A 17,285-nucleotide genomic window follows, 5' to 3' on the forward strand; every position below is an offset into this window, starting at 1 on the left:
TTACGAGGTTTATGGGCCATGTCACCCGCGATCCGGGCGCTGGCTCACCTGAAAATCTTAAAACCGTCACCAGCGGTTCGCTGGCAAACGCAACGTGCAAATGTGCTCACAGAACACAGCACGGGGCCGGAACATGACTCCACCAGTGAAATGCGTATCGGGTTTTTAGGAGCGCTGTAATGCCTGAGATCTATCATTTTTTCCAACAGCTGGTTAATGGCCTGACCATTGGCAGCACCTATGCCTTGATAGCTATTGGCTACACAATGGTTTACGGCATCATTGGAATGATCAACTTCGCCCATGGCGAGGTGTACATGATTGGTTCCTACGTGGCCTTCATCGCCCTTGCCGGGCTGGCCATGATGGGTATCCACTCCCTGCCGCTGTTGATGACCGCTGCCTTTATTGCATCGATCGTCGTAACCAGTGCCTATGGCTACAGTATCGAACGCGTCGCGTACCGCCCCTTGCGCGGCAGCAACCGTTTGATCCCGCTGATTTCCGCCATCGGCATGTCGATTTTCCTGCAGAACACTGTATTGCTGTCCCAGGACTCCAAGGATAAATCCATCCCCAACCTGATCCCGGGGAGCATCTCCTTCGGCCCGGGCGGCGCGGAAGAAGTCCTGATTTCCTACATGCAGATTCTGGTCTTCGTGGTCACGCTGGTGGCCATGCTGGGCCTGACCGTGTTTATCTCTCGCTCCCGTCTGGGGCGCGCCTGCCGGGCGTGCGCCGAAGACATCAAGATGGCCAACCTGTTGGGCATCAATACCAACAACATCATCGCCCTGACCTTCGTGATCGGTGCCGCGCTGGCTGCCGTCGCGGCGGTGCTGCTGAGCATGCAGTACGGCGTGATCAACCCCAACGCCGGATTCCTGGTGGGCCTCAAGGCCTTCACTGCGGCGGTATTGGGCGGCATCGGCAGTATTCCGGGCGCGATGCTCGGCGGGTTGGTGCTGGGTGTGGCCGAAGCGTTTGGCGCCGATATCTTCGGCGACCAGTACAAGGACGTCGTGGCGTTCGGCCTGTTGGTCCTGGTGTTGTTGTTCCGTCCGACCGGCATCCTGGGCCGTCCGGAGGTTGAGAAAGTATGAGCAGATATCTTAAATCGGCGTTTTTCAGCGCCCTGTTGGTATGGGCCGTGGCGTTCCCGGTCCTCGGCCTCAAGCTGAGCATTGTCGGCATCAACCTGGAAGTGCATGGCACCGGTCCCGTGACCCTGACCATCATTGCCCTGTGCTCGGTGCTGATGTTCCTGCGCGTGCTGTTCACCCAGCAGGTGGGCGCCTTGTTCAAAGGCAACCGTGGCCCACTGGTATCGCCCAAGGTCAGTCAATTCCTAACCTTGCCGCGTACCCAGCGCTACATCATCGTCGGCCTGATCGTGGCCGCATTGATCTGGCCATTCTTCGGCTCGCGCGGCGCGGTGGACATCGCCACCCTGATCCTGATCTACGTGTTGCTGGGCCTGGGCCTGAACATCGTGGTGGGCCTGGCTGGTCTGCTCGACCTGGGCTATGTGGGCTTCTACGCGGTGGGTGCTTACACCTATGCGCTGCTGTCGCACTATCTGGGCTGGAGCTTCTGGATCTGCCTGCCGTTGGCGGGCATGGCGGCGGCGACGTTCGGCTTCCTGCTGGGCTTCCCGGTGCTGCGCCTGCGCGGTGACTACCTGGCCATCGTGACCCTGGGCTTCGGTGAAATCATCCGCTTGTTCCTGCGTAACCTCACCGACATCACCGGCGGCCCCAACGGCATCAGCAGCATCCCAAAGCCGACGTTCTTCGGGCTGACGTTCGACCGTAACGCCGCCGAAGGCCTGCAGACGTTCCACGAATACTTCGGGATCGACTACAACCCGGTGAGCAAAGTGGTGTTCCTCTACCTGGTCGCCCTGCTGCTGGCTCTGGCCGCGCTGTTCGTGATCAACCGCCTGTTGCGCATGCCGATCGGTCGTGCCTGGGAAGCGCTGCGCGAAGATGAAATCGCCTGCCGTGCCCTCGGGCTGAACCCGACCATCATCAAGCTCTCCGCGTTCACCCTGGGTGCTGCGTTCGCCGGTTTCGCCGGCAGCTTCTTCGCCGCGCGCCAAGGCTTGGTGACGCCGGAGTCGTTCACCTTTATCGAGTCGGCGATCATTCTCGCCATCGTGGTACTGGGTGGCATGGGCTCGCAGTTGGGCGTGATCCTGGCGGCGATCGTGATGATCCTGCTGCCGGAAATGATGCGTGAGTTCAGCGAATACCGCATGTTGATGTTCGGCGCCCTGATGGTGCTGATGATGATCTGGCGACCTCAAGGCCTGCTGCCCATGCAACGTCCACACATGGAGCTGCGCAAATGAGCCGCGAGATCCTGAAAGTCGAAAACTTGAGCATGCGCTTCGGCGGCTTGCTGGCGGTCAACGGCGTAGCCCTAACCGTCAAAGAGAAACAGGTCGTGGCCTTGATCGGCCCCAACGGCGCCGGCAAGACCACGGTGTTCAACTGCCTTACCGGTTTCTACAAACCGAGCGGCGGCAGCATCCTGCTGGACGGCCAACCGATCCAGGGCCTGGCCGGCCACGAGATCGCCCGCAAAGGCGTGGTGCGTACGTTCCAAAACGTGCGGCTGTTCAAGGACATGACCGCCGTAGAGAACCTGTTGATTGCCCAGCACCGTCACCTGAACACCAACTTCTTTGCCGGCCTGTTCAAGACCCCGGGGTTCCGCAAAAGCGAACGCAAGGCCATGGAATACGCCGCGTATTGGCTGGACAAGGTCAACCTCACCGAGTTTGCCAACCGTCCCGCTGGCACCCTGGCCTACGGTCAGCAACGTCGCCTGGAAATCGCCCGCTGCATGATGACCCGCCCGCGGATTCTCATGCTCGACGAACCGGCCGCCGGCCTGAACCCCAAGGAAACCGAAGACCTCAAGGCGCTGATCAGCGTGCTGCGCGAGGAAAACAACGTGACGGTGCTGCTGATCGAGCACGACATGAAACTGGTCATGAGCATCTCCGACCATATCGTGGTGATCAACCAGGGTACGCCGCTGGCTGACGGGACCCCGGAGCAGATCCGCGACAATCCCGAAGTGATCAAAGCCTATTTGGGGGAAGCGTAAAATGCTGCAATTCGAAAACGTTTCCACTTTCTACGGCAAGATCCAGGCCCTGCACAGCGTCAACGTGGAGGTACGCCAGGGCGAAATCGTCACCCTGATCGGCGCCAACGGTGCCGGCAAATCCACCCTGCTGATGACTTTGTGCGGTTCACCACAGGCCTACAGCGGCAGCATCCGCTATATGGGTGAGGAACTGGTGGGCCAGCAGTCATCACACATCATGCGCAAGAGCATTGCCGTGGTGCCGGAAGGCCGCCGGGTGTTTTCGCGCCTGACCGTGGAAGAAAACCTGGCCATGGGCGGGTTCTTCACCGACAAGGGCGACTACCAAGAGCAGATGGACAAGGTGCTGCACCTGTTCCCCCGGCTCAAGGAGCGCTTCAGCCAGCGCGGTGGCACCATGTCCGGCGGCGAGCAACAAATGCTCGCCATCGGTCGGGCGCTGATGAGCAAGCCCAAGTTGCTGCTGTTGGACGAACCGTCCCTGGGCCTGGCACCGATTATCATCCAGCAGATCTTCGACATCATCGAACAACTGCGCAAGGACGGTGTGACCGTGTTCCTGGTGGAACAGAACGCCAACCAGGCACTGAAAATCGCCGACCGTGCCTATGTGCTGGAAAACGGCCGGGTGGTGATGGAGGGCTCGGGCGAGCAGTTGTTGACCGATCCGAAAGTGCGCGAGGCGTACCTGGGCGGTTAACACCCGGTTGCTACATGAACCGGGCTATCAATGTGGGAGGGGGCAACCCCTCCCACATTTTTTTTGCATTATTCGAAGTTAATTCTCCCGCCCCTGTAACGAACTGCGTCGTCCCGCCTCTAGTGGTGCAAGCAGGCATTCAAGCCCGCTCCTCAACCCACTGCTGGAGATAATTCAATGACCACCAAACTGTCCGCTACCGCCCTGATCCTCGCCCTGGGCTCGTCCCTGAGCCTGTCCGCCCTGACCACCACCGCCCACGCCGCCGACGACGTGAAATGCTATGGCATCGCAGAAGCCGGCAAGAACGATTGCGCCGCAGGCCCCGGCACTTCCTGCGCCGGCACCTCGAAAACCAAGGATCAGGCCAATGCCTGGAAACTGGTACCTGCCGGCACCTGTACCCAAACCCCTAGCACCACCTCGCCGACCGGTTTCGGCCAGGAAGCCGCATTCGACGCCAAGTCCTGAAACCTGGCCGCGCCTGAGTACTGACGATGACACCTATATTCGCGCACACGTCCTCACCGGCTCAGGCGCCCGGCCTGCCAGATCGAGCCGGGCTGGGGCTGAAACACGAGCACTTCATCGAAGTGCTCGAAACCTCACCCGACCTCGGTTTTTTTGAAGTACACGCCGAGAACTACATGATGGCCGGCGGCCCGTTTCATCACTATTTAGGGCTGATCCGTGACCGGTACCCGCTGTCCTTGCACGGCGTGGGCCTGTCCATCGGCGGCGAAGGTTCGCTCAATCGCGAGCACCTGGCGCGCTTGGCCGCGCTGATCGAGCGCTATCAACCTCAAGCCTTTTCCGAACACCTGGCTTGGTCCAGTCATGGCCCGGTGTTTCTCAATGACCTGCTGCCACTGGCTTACGACAGCGCCACCCTGCACCGCGTCTGTGAACATATTGACCAGGTACAAAGCACACTCAAGCGGCCCATGCTGCTGGAAAACCCATCGACTTATCTGCAATTCGAGCGTTCCACCCTGGATGAAACCGACTTCATCACCGAGGTCATCCGTCGCACCGGTTGTGGGCTGCTGTTGGACGTCAACAATGTCTACGTCTCATGCATCAACCACCAACGTGATCCGTCTGCCTACATCGATGCACTGCCATTACAGGCCGTGGGCGAGATTCATCTGGCCGGGTTTGCCGAAGACAGCGACAGCCTCGGCGATCGCCTGCTGATCGACGATCACGGCGCGCCCGTCGATAACGCCGTGTGGCAGTTGTATGAACAGGTGCTGGCGCGCATCGGCCCGATACCGACACTGATCGAACGCGACAATCAGGTGCCCGCATTGTCGGTGCTGCTGGCTGAAGCCCAGCATGCCGATGGGCTGTTAACGCAGGTGCGCCCATGAACCATCAAGCCACCTTCGCCAAGGCCTTGCTCGCGCCCGACCAAACCTGCCCAGACGGCCTGTTCAGTGGCAACGGCGCCGACCCGGCCAGCCGTTTCGCGGTGCATCGCAACACAGTGCACAACGGGTTGATCAACGCGCTGGCAGTGGCGTACCCGGTGACGCAGCTCCTGGTGGGCGAAGCGTTCTTTCGAGCCATGGCCGGTCTTTACGTGCAGGCGTGCCCGCCCACCAGCCCGCTGATCAGCGAATACGGCAGCACATTCGCCAACTTTATCCAGGGCTTCGAACCGGCGGCGAGCGTGCCTTACCTGGCGGATATCGCACGCTTGGAACGCCTGCGGGTCCGCGCTTACCACGCCGCCGATGACCGCCCGCTGGAGCCGCACACCGTACTTGCTGCCCTGCAGGCCCGCGCCGACCTCGGCACGGTGCGCCTACGGCTGCACCCCAGCGTCGCCACTCTGGCTTCGGCGTATGCCGTGGTCGCAGTGTGGGCGGCGCATCAGACCGAAGGCGGCCTGGCCGCCCTTGATCCCGGGCATGCCCAAAGCGCACTGGTCCTGCGCCAGGGCCTGGAAGTCAAAGTGTTCGCCATCGACGCAGGTTCAGTGGCCTTTATCCAGCGCCTTGCCCAGGGCGAAGCCTTGCAGACCGCCGTAGAACGGGCCCTGGAGGCCAGCAATGACTTCGACCTGCACCAATGCCTGACGCTGTTGATCAGCCATCACGCCATCACTCATTTACACCTGGACTCAAAGGTATCGCCATGAACACCAGCGCACAGTGCCTGATCCAACGGGCCATCCAGCTTTTTGAACAAATCCCTTACAGCCTGATCGCCTTCCTCGCGCGTTTTTCCATCGCCGCCGTGTTCTGGAAATCCGGGCAGACCAAGGTCCAGGGTTTTGCCATTGACCTGATCAACGGCACCTTCGAGCTGGGAGAGCCGCGCCTGGCGGCTTCGACGCTGCCGCTGTTTCGCAGCGAATACAAGGTGCCATTGCTGTCGCCGGAAGTGGCCGCGCACCTGGCCGCCTTCGCCGAGCACTTTTTCCCACTGCTGATCCTGCTGGGATTGGCCACGCGGTTCTCCGCACTGGCCCTGATCGGCATGACCCTGGTGATTCAACTGTTCGTCTACCCGGACGCTTATCCAACCCACGGCACCTGGCTCACCGTACTTTTGCTGCTGGTTGCCAAGGGGCCGGGGCGTCTGTCCATCGATCACCTGATTGCACGGCGCTACCGTTAAAGCCGGTCCAAAGCCTCGCCGCTGCGCTTGAACCACTCCACCAGGTAATCGGCCAGCACCTGGGTGCGGCGCGGCAGGCCGCCCTGGTAAGGGTGAACCAGATACATCGGCTGACTTCGCGTTTGATAATCGCGCAACAGCCAGCGTAAACGTCCGTCAGCCAGCTCAGCCGGCAGTACGTAGGACGGCAGACGGGCGATCCCCGCCCCCACCAGCGCGGCTTTTTTCAGCAGGTTGTAGTGATTGGAGGCGAAGGTGCCGCTGACCCGCACCCGCAGCAATTCGTGTTGCTGGTGGTACAGCCACTCTTCGCGGCCGCTGTAGTGGCTGTTGAGCAGGCAACGGTGCGTGGCCAAGTCCGCCGGGGTTCGCGGTTCGCCGTGCTGCTCCAGGTAGGCCGGGCTGGCGCAGGTCATTTCGTGCCAGGCCAGCAATGGTTTGGCGACAAGGCGCTCATCTTCAATCGCCCCCGAGCGCACGCCCAGATCGAAACCGTCCCGCGCCAGATCCCGGTAGCGGTTGTTCAGCTCCAGCTCGATCTGGACCTGCGGATAGCGCTCAGTGAACTCCAGCAGCACGCCATCGAAGAAGGTTTCCCCCAGGGAAACCGGCACCGTCATGCGCACCGGCCCCGCCAGGTCGTCCTTGAGTCGCGCCAGGGCCTGACGCGCCCGCTCCACCTGCACCACCAAGGCCTGGGCCTGAGGTAGCAACGCCGCGCCGGCGGCCGTCAGGCTGAGCCGGCGTGTGGTGCGGTGCAGCAACACCACGCTGAACTGCGCTTCCAGCTGGCTGATGCGCTTGGACAGTTGCCCCTTGCTGCAACCCAGTTGTTCGGCTGCCAACGTAAAACTGCCCGCTTCGATCAACACGGCGAAGGCCGCCAGGTCATCCATTTCGCCCATGGATTGTTTCCATTTGAAAACCAAAGGTTGCCTATTAGCGCGTTTATCCCATGCAAAAGCCAGCCTAGACTGGCCCTTCAATCAGCCCTTGAAGGAATAGCAACATGAAAATCCTATTGATTGGCGCCAACGGCACCGTCGGTTCAGCCGTCAAGGCAGAGCTGGCTCAGCGTCACGAGGTGATCAGCATCGGTCGCAACAGCGGCGATTTCCAAGTGGACATCAGCGACAGCGCTTCCATCCGCAAGTTGTTCGAACAGACCGGCAACTTCGACGCCCTGATCTGCGCCGCCGGCAGCGTGAACTTCGTGGCGCTGGGCGAGATGCAGGACAGCGACTTCGAACTGGGCCTGCGTGACAAGCTCATGGGCCAGGTCAATCTGCTGCTGATCGGTCGCGAGTACGCCAACGATGGCGCCTCCTTTACGTTCACCAGCGGCATTCTCAACCGCGACCCGATTCGTACCGGCGCTTCGGCGGCCTTGGTCAATGGCGCAATCGATGGGTTTGTCAAAGCCGCCGCGATCGAATTGCCGCGCGGTCTTCGCGTCAACTCCGTGAGCCCGACGGTGCTGGTGGAAGCAATGGGCAGCTACGCGCCGTACTTCCGTGGCTACAAGCCGGTCACCGGTGCCGATGTGGCATTGGCCTACGCAAAAAGTGTCGAAGGCTTGCAGACCGGCCAGACGTTTATCGTGGGTTGACTGTAGCGTCTGTCAGAACTGCCTGAAGCTGGCGAGTGGGCTTGTGATGCAACGCCAGCCTGCGTAACGTGGCGGCACTTGCCTGGAGACCCTTTATGCGTGCCGCCCGTACCTTTGCCCTGTTCGCCTTGCTTCCTTTGTTCACCGCTTGCCAAATGTTCGAAAGCGAGCCAGCCAAACCCTCCCTCGCCGGGTTGACTCGCATGCAGGGCGAACTCACGGCCGATGGTGGCAAACTGCTGTTCCAGCCGTGCAACGACAAGCGCAACTACGTGGTCAAGGACACCGGCGGTACCAGTATCCTGCAGGAAGCGGCAGCGCTGGCCGGGCAGCAAGGGGCGTTATTTGCCGACTTGCGTGGCAAGTTTTCCGGCGTGGCGGCCGGCGCCCAGGGCGAAGTGGAGCTGCAGCAGCTGTACCGCGTGGAACGTTCCACCGACGCCTGCAACGACCCGGACTTCAAACGCATGATCCTGCGCGCCAACGGCCACAAGCCGGCCTGGGCCCTGAACGTGGCGGCCAAGGGCATGGTGCTCGAACGCGAAGGCCAACCACCGCTGGCGGTGCCCTATGTGGAAGAACAGTTGGGCGACGGCCGTTTCAACCTGATGACCGAAGCCAATAACGAACACATCGAACTGTGGGTGGCCCCGCAACGCTGCGTGGACAGCGTCAGCGGCAGCCTGCAGCACATGAGCGCCGAATTGCGGATCAACGGTAAAGTCCAGCGTGGCTGCGCAGCTTTCGGCGGTTCGCGGGACGATTGATCGGCGCCAGCGCTGTTTTAGCATGACGGGATACCCAGGTTGGGGCTTATAATCGCCGGTTTGCAAAACCGCCGGCCTTACCAGACGCCGCACACCGGATCCCGTCATGTTACGAATCACCGAACTCAAGCTGCCCATCGACCATCCCGAAGAAGACCTGCGGCCCGCCATCGTGCAGCGCCTGGGCATCGCCAGTGATGACCTGCTCGATTTCACCCTCTTCAAACGCAGCTACGATGCGCGCAAGAAATCGTCGGAACTGTGCTTTATTTACACCATCGACCTGACCGTCAAAGGTGACGAAACCGCGCTACTGCGCAAGTTTGCCGATGACCGCAACGTCAACCCGGCGCCGGATGTCAGCTACAAAGTGGTCGGCCATGCCCCAGCCGATCTGGTGGAGCGGCCAGTGGTGGTCGGGTTCGGCCCATGCGGCATCTTTGCCGGGCTATTGCTGGCGCAGATGGGCTTCAAGCCGATCATCCTCGAACGCGGCAAGGAAGTGCGCCAACGCACCAAGGACACCTGGGGCCTATGGCGCAAAAGCGTGCTGAACCCCGAGTCCAACGTGCAGTTCGGTGAAGGCGGCGCCGGGACGTTTTCCGACGGCAAGCTGTACAGCCAGATCAAAGACCCGCAGTTCCACGGCCGCAAAGTGCTGCACGAGTTCGTCAAGGCCGGTGCGCCGGAAGAGATCCTCTACGTCAGCAAGCCCCATATCGGCACCTTCCGCCTGACCGGCGTGGTGGAAAATATGCGTCAGCAGATCATCGCCCTCGGCGGTGAAGTGCGCTTCGAGCAACGGGTAACCGACGTGCTGATCGAAGACGGCCAATTGAACGGCGTGGTGCTCGATGGCGGCGAGCAGATTTTGTCCAAGCATGTGATCCTCGCCCTCGGCCACAGCGCGCGCGATACGTTCCGCATGCTGCACAGCCGTGGTGTGTACATGGAAGCCAAGCCGTTTTCGGTGGGCTTTCGTATCGAACACCCGCAGTCGTTGATCGACGCCGCACGCCTGGGTAAGTACGCCGGTCACCCGAAACTCGGCGCCGCCGACTACAAATTGGTGCACCACGCCAAGAACGGCCGTTCGGTCTACAGCTTCTGCATGTGCCCGGGCGGTACGGTGGTCGCCGCTACGTCCGAGCCGCACCGCGTGGTGACCAACGGCATGAGCCAGTACTCGCGTAACGAACGCAATGCCAACTCCGGCATCGTGGTCGGCATCACGCCGGAAGTGGACTACCCCGGCGGCCCGCTGGCTGGTATCGAGCTGCAGGAGCGCCTGGAATCCCACGCTTATGTTCTCGGCGGCAGCAACTACGAGGCACCGGCGCAACTGGTCGGCGACTTCATTGCGGGCAAGCCGTCCACCGCCCTGGGCAGCGTGGAACCGTCCTACAAACCGGGGGTGTCCCTGGGCGATCTGGCCTTGGCACTGCCGGACTTCGCCATCGAAGCGATTCGGGAAGCGTTGCCGGCGTTCGAGAAGCAGATCAAGGGGTACTCGCTGCACGATGCCGTGTTGACCGGTATCGAGACCCGCACCTCATCGCCGCTGCGGATTACTCGTAACGAATCGATGCAGAGCCTGAACGTAAAAGGTCTGTTTCCGGCCGGCGAAGGCGCGGGTTATGCCGGTGGGATTCTGTCGGCGGGCGTGGACGGGATCCGGATTGCCGAGGCATTGGCGCGGGATATGTTGGCCAGACGGGGCTGAAGCAGCAAGCGGTAAGCGGCAAGTGCGTCTGCTCTGACTTGCCGCTGCTCTCTTAAATATTCGCCCGCAGTACGCTGGCGGGCAGCGGTTCGCCGCGCTCCACACTGGCGGCAACGGCCGATATCAAAGCACCCAGTTCATACCCCTGCCCCGCGAGCCACGCGTGATCGTAATAGGTGGTGGCATAGCGCTCGCCACCGTCACATAGGATCGCTACGATCGAGCCCGACTCCCCCGCCGCTTTCATCTGCTGCGCGGCCATCAGCGCGCCAATCAGATTGGTCCCACTGGACCCGCCTACCCGTCGCCCCAGGCGCTCGGCCAAGTAATGCATGGCGGCCAAGGACAGCGCATCCGGCACCTTGACCATCGCGTCGATGACTTTCGGCAGAAACGACGCTTCCACTCGTGGCCGGCCGATGCCTTCGATGCGCGAACCGCAATCCAGGCGCAGGCTGGCGTCGCCGCTCTGATAGAAGTCGAAGAACACCGAGCGTTCGGCATCGGCGCATAACACGCGGGTGCAATGCTGGCGATAGCGCACATAACGCCCCAGGGTGGCGGTGGTGCCGCCGGTGCCGGGGCTGGAAATCAGCCAGCTCGGCTCGGGGTGCTGCTCAAAGCGCATCTGCTGGAAGATCGACTCGGCAATGTTGTTGTTCGCGCGCCAGTCGGTGGCACGCTCGGCATAGGTGAACTGGTCCATGAAGTGACCGCCGCTTTCCTGCGCCAAGCGTTCGGACTCGGCGTAAATCTGGGTCGGATCCTGCACCAAATGGCTCTTGCCACCGTAGAACGCGATCTGCGCGATTTTTTCCTGGGAGGTGGTGGCGGGCATGACCGCAATGAACGGCAAGCCGAGCAGCCGCGCAAAGTACGCCTCCGAAATCGCCGTGGAGCCGCTGGAAGCTTCGATCACCGGCGCGCCTGGTTTAAGCCAGCCGTTACACAAGGCATACAGAAACAACGAGCGCGCCAAGCGATGTTTCAGGCTGCCGGTGGGGTGGCTGGACTCATCTTTGAAGTACAACTCAATTCCCGGCAAGCCAGGTAACGGCAGGGGAATCAGGTGGGTGTCGGCGCTGCGCTGGAAATCCGCTTCAATGATGCGAATGGCTTCGCGAGCCCAGGGGCGGTGGTCACTCATCGGGGGTGATCTCTCAAGGATTTTGAACGCAATCTTAGGATGTTTCCTACACTCCACACAGATACAGTGAGGACGCAATCAGACACACAATTGCTAGTGTTTGGCGCGATGCCTTTGTCGACCGCTGCTTATAACAAATAAGAATATAACTTTTGTTTTAACAACTATCGGTACGGGTTAGGGTAGCCACCTATTGAACTTGGATTGGAGAGCATCCCTTGGCTCTGCGTAGCACGTTTACCCGTTTCTTTCAGCTCGAAGCCGCCAGTGGCCTGCTGCTGATCGCCGCTGCGGCGTTGGCGCTGATCGTCAACAACTCGCCGTTGTCGCACCTTTACGCCGCGTTTCTCGACGTGCCCGTGGTGGCGCAGGTCGGTGCCTTGCAAATCGCCAAGCCGGCCCTGCTGTGGATTAACGACGGCCTGATGGCCCTGTTCTTCCTGCTGATCGGCCTTGAGGTCAAGCGCGAGTTGCTCGACGGCCACCTGTCCAAGCCCTCCCAAGTGGTGCTGCCGGGCGCCGCGGCGATTGGTGGCATGGTGGTGCCGGCGCTGATTTACTGGGCCATTAACAAGGACTACCCCGCCGCACTTTCTGGCTGGGCGATCCCGATGGCTACCGACATTGCCTTCGCCCTTGGCGTACTGGCCCTGCTCGGCAAGCGTGTACCCGTGTCGTTGAAACTGTTTTTGATGACCTTGGCCATCATCGATGACCTGGGCGCGATCATTGTGATCGCCGTGTTCTATTCCACCGACCTGTCCGGTGCCGCCCTGGCCGGTGCGGGCGCATGTCTGCTGGCGTTGATTGCGATGAACCGTCTAGGCGTGATCAAGCTCGCGCCTTACCTGATCGTCGGGCTGATCCTATGGGTATGCGTACTCAAGAGCGGCGTACACGCCACGCTGGCCGGTGTGACCCTGGCATTCTGCATTCCGATGCGCACCAAGAACGCCGAGCCTTCGCCGTTGCTGACCCTGGAACACGCCCTGCACCCGTGGGTGGCTTACGGCATTCTGCCGCTGTTCGCCTTCGCCAACGCCGGCGTCTCCCTCACAGGTGTCAGCCTGGAAAGCTTTACCCACCATGTGCCGATGGGCATCGCCACCGGGCTGTTGATCGGTAAGACCGTCGGCGTGTTCGGCTTGACCTGGCTGGCCATCAAGACCGGCCTGGCCGCGCTGCCGGAAGGGGCCAACTGGGGCCAGGTATTCGGTGTGGCGATCCTGTGCGGTATTGGCTTCACCATGAGCCTGTTCGTCGGCTCCCTGGCGTTCGTACCAGGGGCCAGCGAATTTGCCGGTGAAGACCGCATGGGCATTCTGACCGGGTCGATCCTGGCGGCCTGCATCGGCTATGCCGTGACCGCGATGGCGAGCCGCAAGAAAGCCTGATTACCCAGGTACACGGCGTACAAAAAAACCCCAACCGGTGACCCGGTTGGGGTTTTTCTTTACCTGCTGATTACGCCTTAGCGGGTAACACGGCTGGTACCGTCAACAGTCATGATGCGCACGCGGTCGCCGATGCGGAAGATTTCATTTTCCTGCACGGCCTGGACGTAGGCGCGCATGCTGCCATCGTCTTCGCGCACGGTGATTTCGACACCTTGGGTACGGGTCAGACCTTCTTCCGTAGCCGAACCCAACAGGCCACCGGCCACAGCACCGATCACCGCCGTGACGATACTGCCGCGACCGCCGCCGATGGCGCTGCCACCCACGCCGCCGATGACTGCACCGGCTGCGCCGCCGATAGGGGTTTTGGTGCCTTCGATTTTTACCGGACGCAGGGATTCGATGGTACCCATGCGAACGGTCTGTACACGACGCGCTTCATCACGGGAGTACGAGTCGCCGGTCAGACTCGAGGCGCAGCCACCCAACAGCAGAGACAAGGTGGTAAAGCAGGCAACCAGTAAAACAGACTTACGCATAGCATCAACTCCAAAGGACAGGTATTCATTAAACGCTGCCGCTTGACGCCTGTCACGGCAAGCCCGGCAAAAAACTGCTTTCATTCAGCCTGAGTACAGACAGCCCGCACCAGACAACTCGACGAACGGTAGCACTGCCCTCCGTCTCAGGACATCCATGGACTATTTCATTATTCTAGTCACAACCCTTGCCGGCCTGTATTTCCACGCCTGGCTCTACGTGCGAATCAGGCGCTGGACTGACCGCGACCTGGCACTGTCGCTGGCCGGTGACGATCCGCACAAACGCAGTTTTATGCTGCAACAGCTGGAAAGCGCCCGCCAACTGAAGATCAAACGCCGCGACTTGGCTGGCTGGTTGAAGAACGCCGCCCAGCACTACACGCCCGAAGCCTCTTTAACAGAGACTGCGGGGTGAAGGGCATCATTCAGCGTAAGTGACGAAAGGTGAAGCTCAGGGCGCCAGACGCTCGCGGATCCACTGAGTATCTTGCAGGCGGTAGTTCAGGCGGTCGTGCAGGCGGCTGGCGCGGCCCTGCCAGAACTCGATGCGCTCGGGCAGCAGGCGATAGCCGCCCCAATGCTCGGGGCAATCGGGTTGGGTATCGCTGAAGCGCTGCTCGGTGACCTTGAGCAGTTCTTGCAGTTCTTCACGGTCACGGATCACCCGGCTCTGGGGCGAGGCCCAGGCACCTAAGCGGCTGCCCAGAGGGCGGACCTGGAAGTACGCGTCCGATTCTTGCGGCGTGACCTTGACCACCCGCCCTTCGATACGCACTTGGCGCTCCAGGCTCGGCCAGAAAAACGTCATTGCCGCGAACGGCCGCGCCGCGAGCTGCTGACCCTTGGCACTTTCGTAGTTGGTAAAGAAGGTAAAGCCCTGGGTATCCAGGCCCTTGAGCAACAGGATACGGCAGTGCGGCCGCCCATCCTGATCGACCGTGGCCAGGGTCATGGCATTGGCCTCCACCGGTGGCTGCTCGGTCTTCACCGCATCGGCAAACCACTGGTGAAACAGCGCAAACGGCTCGCTCGGGGCCTGGGCCTCGCTCAAACCGTCCCGTGTGTAGTCACGACGCATATCGGCCAGTGCCTGGGTCATGCGGCTTTATCCTTCTGGTTCAGCGGATCAGTTTTTTGCCTGGTCGTTGGTAGCCGGGGCAGCAGCCTTGGCTTTGGCCGGCGCTGGCTTCTTCGCGGCCGGCTTGGCGGGAGCCTTTTTTGCAGCCGGCTTGGCGGCAGCCTTCTTGGCAGCTGGTGCTTTCTTGGCCGGAGCCTTGGCAGCAGGAGCGGCCGGGGCTGGCGCGTTCTGCACTGCGACCATTTCAGCCACAGGCGGGGTTTTGCCCGAGTTGTACTTGCTCAACAGAGCCAGCATGGTGGTGCGTTGAGTGAACATGATTTCCATGCGACGGTTCAGAGCGCGACCCTGGTTGCTGTCGTTGGCGGCACGCGGCATCAGGTCGCCCATGCCACGCAGCATCAAGCGGTCCTGCTTGAGGCCGCTGAGGCTGAAGATCGAGGCGATGGACTGCGCACGCTCCTTGGTCAACGCCTGGCTGGCCGGGGCACTGCCGGTGGCATCAACGTGACCCAGCACCAGCACGGCGGTTTTGGGATCGGATTCAACCGCTTTGGCCACACGGGTAAAAGGCCCCAGGGTCACCGGCAACAACATCGCCGGGCGCTTAGGATTGTAGGAACCGTCCACCGGGGCAATGACCACCAGCACGTTGTCGCGACGTTCCAGTTGCAGGTTGCTGTCCTTGATGGCGGCACGCAGGCGCGGCTCATAGTCGTCCAACCAAGCCTGGGTGATTTTCGGATCGGGCATCTGCACGTTGGTCACATCGACCTTGGCCAGTGGCTTGGGCTTGCTTTCGAACGGCCACCACCAGTGAGTTTCGGTGTCGGTCTTGGCGACAGCTGGCGCCGGGGCCGGATCTGCGGCTTTGAGATCGGCTTTCAAGTCGGCCTTGGCATCGGCGGCCTTGGCATCAGCGTTCTTCGACGAAAATGGCCACCAGCTGGAACCGGTGTCGGCCTTGGCAACCGGTGCCGCAGTGGCAGGTGCCGGCGCAGGGGCAGCCGCGGTAGCTGGAGCGGCAGGCTTGGCGCCGGCGGCGGGTTTAGCGTCCGGTTTGGCATCGGTCTGGCTTACTGCGTCCTTGGCAGCCGTCTTATCCGATCCAAATGACCACCAATGCCCGCCTTCGGCATCATTTTGTGGAGTTTGTGCACATCCGGTAATAGTGAGGCAGAGCGCCAGAGCCAAGGACTTGTTCGATAACATGAGATATCCACAAAATGAGAAAAGAAACGGGGGTCTGGGTGACCCGTTAAACAGACGCTTACAGAACATTAAAGTTACATGATTTCGTTCAGCGCCTTTTATAGTTGCCTTTGTAACAAAAAATTGTGAAACGGCAAGGGTTTTACAGACAACCGGCCAATATTCTGACCAACTTCTGGGCACGCGGGTCCATAAGTACATAAGGGCCGAGTGTATTAGTCACGAAACCAAACGCTACATCATGTTCCGGATCGGCAAAACCCACCGAGCCGCCAGCCCCAGGATGGCCAAAAGCATGAGCGCCAAGGCCGAATGTAGCGTTGGGCAGTTGGGGTTGATCCAACATGCAGCCCAGGCCGAAGCGGGTTTGGGTCAATAAAGTTTTATCCGGCCCGATACTGTGCTCGCGAGTCAATTGTTCGAGCATATCGGCTTCCAACAAACTACCGTCCAACAAACCACTATAAAAACCAGCCAGGCTACGTGCATTACCGTGACCATTTGCCGCTGGCTGCTGCATACGCCGCCATTCGGATTTATTAGTGCTGGTCAGAATAGACGGTGGATTGGCAAATGCCCGTGCGGTCATGGACGTAGGTTCACGCATCATTACTTGCAGTAAACGTTGCGCGGCTTCATCGCCCATATTGCCTTTGCTACGCGCTATATGAGCAACACGGTGAAACTGGTCATCGGCCAGCCCCACATGAAAGTCCAGCCCCAGCGGCTGCGCGACCCGCGCCACAATGGACTCGCCCGGCCCACGGCCATCGGCACGGCGCAGCAGTTCGCCCACCAGCCAGCCGTAGGTAATTGCCGCATAGCCATGGCCCTGGCCCGGTGTCCACCAAGGGGCCTCGGCGGCCAGGGTGTCGACCATCAGGTTCCAGTCATACAGCGCTTCGGCCGGCAGCATGTCGCGGATCGCCGGCAGCCCGGCCTGATGGCAGAGCAGTTGGCGCAGGGTGATGCTTTCTTTGCCGGCCGCCGCGAACTCCGGCCAGTACCGGGCGACCGGTACGTCCAATTGCAACTTGCCCTCGGCCACCAATTGCAGGGCCGTGACGGCGGTAAAGGTTTTGGTGCAGGAGAACAGGTTGACGAGCGTGTCGCTGTGCCAAGCCTCAGCCCCATCCTTGTCGGCGGTACCGGCCCACAGGTCGACGACGCTCTCTCCGCCGATCTGAATGCACAGCGCCGCGCCACGCTCTTGCGGGTCATCGAACAGTGCGGCAAAGGCTTCACGTACCGCTTCGAACTGGAGCTCGTAATGACCCTGAATCTGCACCTAAGTCCCCTCGTAAAGCGCCATAAAAAGTGGCCGACATTGTTCCAGCCCTTGTGGGGTTTGTGAACCCGTCA

At 60.9% G+C, this 17,285-nt stretch carries 19 protein-coding genes; 13 read left to right on the plus strand and 6 right to left on the minus strand.

The genetic code is table 11. The features are described 5' to 3' along the window. Nucleotides 1-179: 179 nt before the first annotated feature. The 8 genes from livH (at nt 180) to K1567_RS09230 (ending at nt 6,448) form a co-directional block, all read left to right on the plus strand. Nucleotides 180-1,103, plus strand: a complete 924-nt coding sequence (livH, locus tag K1567_RS09195) for a high-affinity branched-chain amino acid ABC transporter permease LivH (RefSeq protein ID WP_034096299.1) — start codon at nt 180-182, stop codon at nt 1,101-1,103. Continuing rightward, nucleotides 1,100-2,353 carry a high-affinity branched-chain amino acid ABC transporter permease LivM gene (locus K1567_RS09200; RefSeq protein ID WP_034096298.1) on the plus strand — a complete coding sequence of 418 codons (1,254 nt, stop codon included), beginning with the start codon at nt 1,100-1,102 and terminating at the stop codon, nt 2,351-2,353. Before livH ends, K1567_RS09200 begins: the two co-directional genes overlap by 4 nt. After that, entirely contained in the window at nt 2,350-3,117 is a 768-nt protein-coding gene (livG, locus tag K1567_RS09205) for a high-affinity branched-chain amino acid ABC transporter ATP-binding protein LivG (RefSeq protein WP_220698394.1), read from the plus strand. The genes K1567_RS09200 and livG overlap by 4 nt, the downstream gene beginning before the upstream one ends. A 1-nt stretch (nt 3,118) precedes the next feature. Beyond that, the gene (locus K1567_RS09210) at nt 3,119-3,820 is read left to right on the plus strand and encodes an ABC transporter ATP-binding protein (protein ID WP_034096296.1); all 702 of its coding nucleotides are present in this window, start codon (nt 3,119-3,121) and stop codon (nt 3,818-3,820) included. 177 nt (nt 3,821-3,997) lie between these two features. After that, nucleotides 3,998-4,291 (plus strand): DUF2282 domain-containing protein, encoded by a 294-nt coding sequence (locus tag K1567_RS09215; RefSeq protein ID WP_034112215.1) that lies wholly within the window; start codon nt 3,998-4,000, stop codon nt 4,289-4,291. 26 nt (nt 4,292-4,317) lie between these two features. Then, nucleotides 4,318-5,193, plus strand: a complete 876-nt coding sequence (locus K1567_RS09220) for a DUF692 domain-containing protein (protein WP_169867442.1) — start codon at nt 4,318-4,320, stop codon at nt 5,191-5,193. Next, on the plus strand, nt 5,190-5,966 hold the full coding sequence (locus tag K1567_RS09225; protein ID WP_213548995.1) for a DNA-binding domain-containing protein: 777 nt from the start codon (nt 5,190-5,192) through the stop codon (nt 5,964-5,966). The genes K1567_RS09220 and K1567_RS09225 overlap by 4 nt, the downstream gene beginning before the upstream one ends. Beyond that, the gene (locus K1567_RS09230) at nt 5,963-6,448 is read left to right on the plus strand and encodes a DoxX family protein (protein ID WP_184336266.1); all 486 of its coding nucleotides are present in this window, start codon (nt 5,963-5,965) and stop codon (nt 6,446-6,448) included. Before K1567_RS09225 ends, K1567_RS09230 begins: the two co-directional genes overlap by 4 nt. On the opposite strand, the gene K1567_RS09235 is transcribed toward K1567_RS09230, so the two are convergent. Next, nucleotides 6,445-7,353, minus strand: coding sequence for a LysR family transcriptional regulator (locus K1567_RS09235; protein ID WP_220698395.1), 909 nt, complete (start codon nt 7,351-7,353; stop codon nt 6,445-6,447). The two genes, K1567_RS09230 and K1567_RS09235, sit on opposite strands and share 4 nt — an antisense overlap. A 104-nt stretch (nt 7,354-7,457) precedes the next feature. Between K1567_RS09235 and K1567_RS09240 the strand changes: the two genes are divergently transcribed. The 3 genes from K1567_RS09240 to K1567_RS09250 all read left to right on the plus strand — a co-directional run bounded on the left by K1567_RS09240 (nt 7,458) and on the right by K1567_RS09250 (nt 10,547). Continuing rightward, on the plus strand, nt 7,458-8,057 hold the full coding sequence (locus K1567_RS09240; RefSeq protein ID WP_034112210.1) for a short chain dehydrogenase: 600 nt from the start codon (nt 7,458-7,460) through the stop codon (nt 8,055-8,057). A gap of 95 nt (nt 8,058-8,152) precedes the next feature. Next, complete coding sequence (locus tag K1567_RS09245) at nt 8,153-8,824, plus strand: COG3650 family protein (RefSeq protein ID WP_034096289.1); 672 nt, start codon at nt 8,153-8,155, stop codon at nt 8,822-8,824. A 106-nt stretch (nt 8,825-8,930) separates the two neighbouring features. Further along, nucleotides 8,931-10,547, plus strand: a complete 1,617-nt coding sequence (locus K1567_RS09250) for an NAD(P)/FAD-dependent oxidoreductase (RefSeq protein ID WP_034096288.1) — start codon at nt 8,931-8,933, stop codon at nt 10,545-10,547. A gap of 52 nt (nt 10,548-10,599) precedes the next feature. Here the strand turns inward: K1567_RS09250 and K1567_RS09255 are convergent, their stop codons facing one another. After that, nucleotides 10,600-11,694: a PLP-dependent cysteine synthase family protein gene (locus K1567_RS09255; RefSeq protein WP_034112209.1), complete on the minus strand. Its 1,095-nt coding sequence runs from the start codon at nt 11,692-11,694 to the stop codon at nt 10,600-10,602. A 218-nt stretch (nt 11,695-11,912) separates the two neighbouring features. On the opposite strand from K1567_RS09255, the gene nhaA reads away from it, so the two are divergent. Further along, nucleotides 11,913-13,088, plus strand: a complete 1,176-nt coding sequence (gene nhaA / locus K1567_RS09260) for a Na+/H+ antiporter NhaA (RefSeq protein WP_034096286.1) — start codon at nt 11,913-11,915, stop codon at nt 13,086-13,088. 77 nt (nt 13,089-13,165) lie between these two features. Here the strand turns inward: nhaA and K1567_RS09265 are convergent, their stop codons facing one another. Beyond that, entirely contained in the window at nt 13,166-13,630 is a 465-nt protein-coding gene (locus tag K1567_RS09265) for a glycine zipper 2TM domain-containing protein (RefSeq protein ID WP_003189251.1), read from the minus strand. Between the two features lie 157 nt (nt 13,631-13,787). Between K1567_RS09265 and K1567_RS09270 the strand changes: the two genes are divergently transcribed. Continuing rightward, on the plus strand, nt 13,788-14,048 hold the full coding sequence (locus K1567_RS09270; RefSeq protein ID WP_220698396.1) for a hypothetical protein: 261 nt from the start codon (nt 13,788-13,790) through the stop codon (nt 14,046-14,048). Nucleotides 14,049-14,084: 36 nt separating this feature from the next. On the opposite strand, the gene pdxH is transcribed toward K1567_RS09270, so the two are convergent. The 3 genes from pdxH to K1567_RS09285 all read right to left on the minus strand — a co-directional run bounded on the left by pdxH (nt 14,085) and on the right by K1567_RS09285 (nt 17,211). Further along, nucleotides 14,085-14,732: a pyridoxamine 5'-phosphate oxidase gene (gene pdxH, locus K1567_RS09275; RefSeq protein WP_034112207.1), complete on the minus strand. Its 648-nt coding sequence runs from the start codon at nt 14,730-14,732 to the stop codon at nt 14,085-14,087. 27 nt (nt 14,733-14,759) lie between these two features. Then, entirely contained in the window at nt 14,760-15,923 is a 1,164-nt protein-coding gene (locus K1567_RS09280) for an OmpA family protein (protein WP_040267513.1), read from the minus strand. 142 nt (nt 15,924-16,065) lie between these two features. Continuing rightward, a complete protein-coding gene (locus tag K1567_RS09285) occupies nt 16,066-17,211 on the minus strand; it encodes an EstA family serine hydrolase (protein ID WP_034112205.1) in 1,146 nt (381 codons plus the stop codon). Nucleotides 17,212-17,285: the final 74 nt, after the last annotated feature.

Origin of the sequence: Pseudomonas sp. S5F11 (genome assembly GCF_019641515.1) — a bacterium.
GTDB classification, from domain to species: domain Bacteria; phylum Pseudomonadota; class Gammaproteobacteria; order Pseudomonadales; family Pseudomonadaceae; genus Aquipseudomonas; species Aquipseudomonas rhodesiae.